The 6,476-nt window shown below is 76.2% G+C and carries 5 protein-coding genes; all 5 read left to right on the top strand.

Annotated features, from left to right (window positions below):
* Positions 1-700: 700 nt before the first annotated feature.
* Positions 701-1,978, top strand: coding sequence for a glycosyltransferase (locus LG632_RS29195; RefSeq protein WP_226730900.1), 1,278 nt, complete (start codon positions 701-703; stop codon positions 1,976-1,978).
* 368 nt (positions 1,979-2,346) lie between these two features.
* On the top strand, positions 2,347-2,886 hold the full coding sequence (locus tag LG632_RS29190) for a DUF6643 family protein (protein ID WP_226730898.1): 540 nt from the start codon (positions 2,347-2,349) through the stop codon (positions 2,884-2,886).
* Between the two features lie 267 nt (positions 2,887-3,153).
* Positions 3,154-3,993 (top strand): MOSC domain-containing protein, encoded by an 840-nt coding sequence (locus LG632_RS29185; RefSeq protein WP_226730896.1) that lies wholly within the window; start codon positions 3,154-3,156, stop codon positions 3,991-3,993.
* A gap of 245 nt (positions 3,994-4,238) precedes the next feature.
* Positions 4,239-4,850: an Rv1733c family protein gene (locus LG632_RS29180; protein ID WP_226730894.1), complete on the top strand. Its 612-nt coding sequence runs from the start codon at positions 4,239-4,241 to the stop codon at positions 4,848-4,850.
* Between the two features lie 95 nt (positions 4,851-4,945).
* Positions 4,946-6,476, top strand: a 1,531-nt coding sequence (locus LG632_RS29175) for a right-handed parallel beta-helix repeat-containing protein (RefSeq protein WP_226730892.1), incomplete at its 3' end; no start/stop codon positions are given.

Genomic DNA, 6,476 nt, shown 5'->3' with positions numbered 1-6,476 from the left:
TCGGGCGGGCGCGGACGCGGGCGGGACGCGAGGCCGCGCGGGCTCCCGGGCGAGCCGTCCCTACCGCCGCCACGCCGCCCGCGCCCGTTCACCACCCACGGGGCCCAGCAGCAGGGCGCCGGGTACATGGAAAGGCGCCGGAAGCCCCCGTGACGCCCCCGTCGCCGCTCAAGGCGACGGGGGCGGGGCGCCCGGCCGATCGACCGACCCCGGCATCAATCCCGCGGGGCCCGGTCCCGCCCCCACCAGCACCGCACCGGCACTACGGCGCACACCCGGCCACCGCCACCACCCCCGCCGGCGCTGCGGCGCGCACCCGGCACCGGTACCACCCCGCCCGCCGCTACGGCGCGCCCGGCCACCGCCACCACCCCGCCGCCGCTGCGGCTCGCCCCCGCCGCGGCCACCGGCACCGGCACCACCGCACCGGCAGGTGCCGGCGCCTCGGCAGGCCGGTGGTCCGCCGTGCCAGGCGCCAAGAGCGGGGGGACACCGCGCCCCGAACCCCCTCCCCGGGACGCCACAGCACCCGGTCCCCGCCACCGGAGCGGCAAGCCCACACCTGCCCACCCCGACCCGCCCCCGGAGCCGCAAGCCCACGCCTGCCCCGGCCCCGGCCCCGGCCCCGGCCGGGACGCGACACGCCCCGCCGGGAGGCGTTTGGCGGTGTCGCGGGGTGGGGGTTGGGCAGACTGCCGCAATGGGGCTTCTCAGCTTCGCCGCGGTGGCGGCCGTCCTCGTGTGGGTCTGGCTCGTGTGCGGGCACGGCATGTTCTGGCGGACCGATGTGCGGCTGCCCGCGCGGGCGGCGCCCGCCCGCTGGCCCTCCGTGGCGGTCGTCGTGCCCGCCCGGGACGAGGCCGCGGTGCTGCCCTGCAGCCTGCCCTCGCTCCTCGCGCAGGACTATCCCGGCGAGGCCGAGGTCTACCTCGTGGACGACGGCAGCAGCGACGGGACCGCCGACCTGGCCCGGCGCCTCGCCGCGGCCACGCCCGGGCTGCCGCTCACGGTGGTGCACCCGGGCGAGCCCGCACCCGGCTGGACCGGCAAGCTCTGGGCGCTGCGCCACGGCATCGACCGCGCCCGGGCCGGGCGCCCTGGCGAGCCCGAGTTCCTGCTCCTGACGGACGCCGACATCGCCCACGAGCCCGACAGCCTGCGCGAGCTCGTCTCCGCCGCCACCACCCACCACCTCGACCTGGTCTCGCAGATGGCCCGGCTGCGGGTGGCCGGGTTCTGGGAGCGGCTGATCGTGCCGGCGTTCGTCTACTTCTTCGCCCAGCTGTACCCGTTCCGGTGGGTCAACCGCCCCACCGGCCGCACCTCCGCGGCCGCCGGCGGCTGCGTCCTGCTGCGCACCGAGGCCGCCGTCCGCGCCCGCGTGCCCGACGCCGTCCGCGACGCCGTCATCGACGACGTCTCGCTGGCCCGCGCCGTCCGGGACTCCGGCGGGCGCATCTGGCTCGGGCTGGCGGACCGGGTGGACAGCGTCCGCCCTTACCCGGGCCTGGCCGACCTCTGGCGCATGGTGGCCCGCAGCGCCTACGCGCAACTGCGCCACAGCCCGCTGCTCCTGGCCGGCACGGTCGCCGGCCTCGCCCTCGTCTACCTGGTGCCGCCCGCCGCCCTGTTCGCGGGCCTGGCCACCGGCCGCCCCGCGACGGCCTGGGCCGGCGGCGCGGCCTGGCTGCTGATGTCCGGTTCGTACGTGCCGATGCTCCGCTACTACCGCCGGCCCGCCGCCCTGGCCCCGCTCCTGCCGCTGACCGCCCTGCTCTACCTGCTCATGACGGTCGACTCGGCGGTCCGCCACTACCGCGGGCGCGGCGCCGCCTGGAAGGGCCGCACCTACGGCGGCCCGGACGGCACCGGCCGCCAGGCCCGCCAGCCCCGGACGGCACGGGAGACCCGCCAGTCCCGCCAGGCCCGGGCGGGGCGCGAAGCCCGCCAGTCCCGCGAGGCGCGCCAGCCTCAGTAACCCCTCCAGGCCCACCAAGCCCATCAAGCCCCAGGAACCTCACCAACCCCACGAACCCCGGCACCCCCAGGAACCCCCGGCCCCCCAAGAGCCCCGGCACCCCCAGGAGCCCCCCGCCCGGCCCCCTCGCGAGCCGATCTGATCGTCCGTCAGCATTCCATCTTCCAAGGTCAGAGCGATTTGACATACCGTCAAGTAACCGCCTGGCACATGAGTACGAGTCACCCCAAGCAGGGGCGGAAGTGACGAATCGTGCACGTGAACGTGAAGTGAAAGGTGGGGCGCTGACCTGCGAATATGCAGGTCAGGGAGGTGCCCACGACTCCTTGCTATGGACCACATGAAGTCGTGGGCTTAACTTATGACCCATGACCTCCCCCCGCTCCACTTATGGCGGCGGTTACTACTCCGCGCCCTCCTTCCCGGACACCCCCATCTACGACTCCCTGGTCGCAGAGCGGGGCACCCCGCAGATCGCCCCGATCCGCGTACCGGCCGCCTACGAGCCCGCGAACAGCGGCTACCCGTCGAGCGGGAACAACGGCTACCCCTCCAGCGGTGGCTACCTCCCGGCCCTGCCGTCCGCCCTCCCCGCCCTGCCCGCGGCGCCCTCGGCGCCCGCGCCGCAGCCAAGCGGTCAGGCGTACGGCTACCCGTACCAGCAGCAGGGCCACCAGCCGGCCCCGCTGCAGCACGCGCCGGCGCCGTACATCCCGCAGCAGCCGCAGCAGCCCCGCCCGGTGCCGGTGAACGCCGGCTACGAGGCGATGCGCCCGGCCGCGCCGCGGCCGGTGGCCCCGGCGCCGGTCCCGTCCGTGATGACGAGCACCGCGCCGACCGGGATCCCGACCGGCATCCCGGCGTACCAGGACCAGTACAGCCGCCAGTACCCGGGCCGCGCCTACTGACCGGGCCACCGGCCGGGCAACGGCCACCGCCCGGGCCACAGCCACCGTCCGGGCAACGGCCACTGCCCTAGGCGCAGCCACCGGCCGGGCCACAGCCACCGTCCGGGCAGCGGCCACCGGCCGAGCCCTGGCCGCCGTCCGGGCCGTGGCCAGGGCCCCGGCCACGGCCACTGAGGTCGCGGCGCGGCTGACCGGGCCGCGGCCGCTGCCGGGCCTGCTGTCCGAAAGTCCTGCGGCGCGCCGCGGGGCACCTGGCAGGATGCCCCTATGGCGAACCCCACCGTGCAGATGTACGTACAAGCGCTCCACGTCCACCCCGTCAAGTCGGTAGCGGGGATTGCTCCCGACGAGGTGGCCGTGGAGCCCTGGGGGCTGGCCGGTGACCGGCGCTGGGCCCTCGTCGACACCGAGGGCACGGTCATCACCCAGCGCCAGCAGCCGCGCCTGGCGCTCGCCTCGGCGCGGCCGCTGCCGGGCGGTGCGATCGCGCTCGCGGCGCCGGGCATGCCCGCCCTGGAGGTGGCGGTCCCCACGCCGGGACCGCTGGAGCCGATCGAGCTCTTCGGGAAGAAGGTCGAGGCCGTGCTCGCGGACTCCGCCGCCGCGCACGCCTGGTTCAGCGACTACCTCGGGGTCCCGGCCCGTCTGGTGCACCTGGACGACCCCGCCGTACGCCGCCCCATCAACCCCGACTACGCGCTCCCCGGCGAGACGGTCAGCCTGGCCGACGGCTACCCGCTGCTGCTGACCACCCTCGCGTCCCTGGACGCGCTCAACGAGCTCGTCGCGCAGGGCGACCACCCGCAGGAGGGTCCGCTCCCGATGAACCGGTTCCGGCCGAACGTGGTCGTGGCCGGGGCCACGCCCTGGGCCGAGGACCACTGGCACCGCGTCGCGATCGGCGACGTGGTCTTCCGGGGGCCCAAGAACTGCGGGCGCTGCATCATCACCACGACCGACCAGCGGACCGCCGAGCGCGGCAAGGAGCCGCTGAAGACCCTCGGCCGGCACCGGCGGATGGGCAAGTCGCTGGTCTTCGGGCGGATGCTGGTCCCCGCCGGCACCGGCACGATCCGCGTCGGCGACGAGGTGCGGGTCCTGGACTGATGCCCGGCCGGGCACCGGACGACACCCCGCGACAACCGGATCACCACGTTCGAGGGGCTCTTCCTCCCGTCGGGAACCGGCCGTCCCCGTGCGGCCGTTCAGTCCCACGAGACGCCGTTCCACCCACCCTCCGGCTCGACCACCGGATCGGGTGAATCGGCACCCGCAGGTCCCGGAATGCAGGTTTCCGGGGCATGGGGGAGGCTAGGGACGCAGGAGGACGGAAGGCTGAGGGGGTGCCGGACGTGCGGACAGCCATGGGAGTGTGGCGTTGGCGGAGCAATCCGCTGCGCCGGACGACGGATCTGATCGAGGCCTGGGTGGCGTTCGCCGCCCTGGTGGGTGTGCTGGTGCTCGCGCCGGTCGTCGGCTGCGTCGCCGGCCTGCGCGTGGACGCCACCTTGCAGCGGGCCGCGCAGGAGCAGCGGCAGGAGCGGCATCTGGTCCCGGCGGTCGTGGTCCGCCCGGCGGAGGGGCCGCCACCGGGCGCGGCGGCGGACCCGGCCGCGCGGCAACAGGCCCCGCAGCGTACGCAGATCGTGGCCGCGTGGACCGCGCCCGACGGCAGCAGCCACCAGGGCACGGTGCCGGCCGCGGAGGAGCCGCCCCGTCCCGGCGACCGGTTCCGGATATGGACCGACGCCACGGGCCGGCTCGTGCCCCGCCCGCTGGAGCCCCGGGTGGCGGCCGTGCACGCCGGGGTGGCGGGCCTGGCGGCCGGGCTGACCACGGCGGCCCTGGCCGAGACCCTGCGCCGGCTCGTCGTACGGCGTCTGACGCACCAGCGGTACCGCCGGCTGGACCGCGCGTGGGCGGCGGTCGGCCCGGACTGGGGGCGCACCGGCGCGGACAGTTGACCTGGCTCCCCACCGGCTCGCGGCGCGCTACGGTGGAGCCGCCGGCCCAAGTGGCTCCGGCAGGCACGAGCAACAGGGTGGGGGCACGGCAGCGCATGGCACAGGGCACGGTCCAGGTGACACATGGCGGATCTTCGCGCTGGCGGCGGCGGGCGGGCGAGTATCCGACGCTCACGGCGGCGCTGGCCGCCGCCGCGGACGGTGACGTGCTGTCCATCGCCCCGGGCACCTACCGGGAGAACCTGGTACTGCGTCACGCCGTCACCCTGCGCGGCCCGCAGGGGCAGCCCGGTGCCGTCCGGATCGCCCCGCCGGACGGTGTGGCGCTGACCGTGCACGCCTCGGCCGTGGTCCAGGACCTGCACCTGGAGGGCGGCGACCGGGCCGCCCCGGCGCTGCTCGTCGAGGACGGCATGCCGGAGCTGACCGACCTGCGGGTGAGCACCCGGTCGGCGGCCGGCATCGAGGTGCGCGGCGGGGCCCGGCCGGTGGTGCGCCGCTGCACCGTGGAGAACCCGGCCGGGGTCGGCATCGCCGTCGTCGACGGCGGGGGCGGGGTGTTCGAGGAGTGCGAGGTCGCCGCGGCCGGGCAGAGCGGGGTCTCCGTGCACGGCGGCGGCCATCCCCGGCTGGAGCGCTGCCGGATCCACCACAGCACGGGCGCCGGGATCGCGGTCACCGGCGAGGGCTCGGGCCTGGAGGCGCTGGGCTGCGAGGTGTACGAGATCCGGGGCACCGGCGTGCAGATCGCCCAGCGCGCGGTGGCCCGGCTCACGGACAGCTCCGTGCACCGCACCTCCGCCGACGGCGTCACCCTGGACACCGACGCCGTGCTGACCCTGGACGGCTGCGACATCCACGACGTCCCCGAGAACGCCGTCGACCTGCGCTCGCGCGCGGTGCTCTCGCTCAGCCGCACGACCGTCCGCCGGTTCGGCCGCAACGGCCTGTCGGTGTGGGACCCGGGCACCCGGGTGGACGCGGAGTCCTGCGAGATCCGCGACAGCACCGGCGACTATCCGGCGGTGTGGATCAGCGACGGCGCCACGGCCGCGCTCGACCGGTGCCGGGTCCACGACGTACCGGACGCGGTGTTCGTACTGGACCGGGGCTCGCGCGCCGACGTGGTGGACAGCGACCTGTCGCAGGTGCGCAGCACCGCCGTCTCCGTGAGCGACGGGGCGACGGCGCAGCTGGACGACTGCCGGATCCGGGACGCGGGCACCGGCGCCTGGTTCCGGGACCACGGCAGCGGCGGCACCCTCGCCAACTGCACCATCGACACGGTGCAGACGGGCGTGATCGTGACCAAAGGCGCCGATCCCACGGTCGAGCGCTGTACGGTCTCCTCCCCCGCCGAGGCGGGGTTCTACGTCTCGGCGGGCGGCCGCGGCAGCTTCCAGTCCTGCCGGGTCACCGGCAGCTCCGGCTTCGGCTTCCACGTGATCGACGGCTCCCGCACCGTCCTGACCCGCTGCCACACCGAGCGGTGCGCCCGCGGCGGCTACGAGTTCGCCGAGGAGGGCCCGCTCGCCGAGGGCTGCACCAGCGACGAGTCGGCGGTCCAGCGGCCGGGGGTGCTGGGCACGCCCGGCACCGCCCAGTCGGCCGGGGCCCGGGCGGTGG

This window comes from Streptomyces antimicrobicus, from assembly GCF_020532625.1.
Lineage (GTDB): Bacteria > Actinomycetota > Actinomycetes > Streptomycetales > Streptomycetaceae > Streptomyces > Streptomyces antimicrobicus.
The sequence above is the reverse complement of the archived record's forward strand: the minus strand, read 5'-3'. Positions and strand labels throughout refer to the sequence as shown.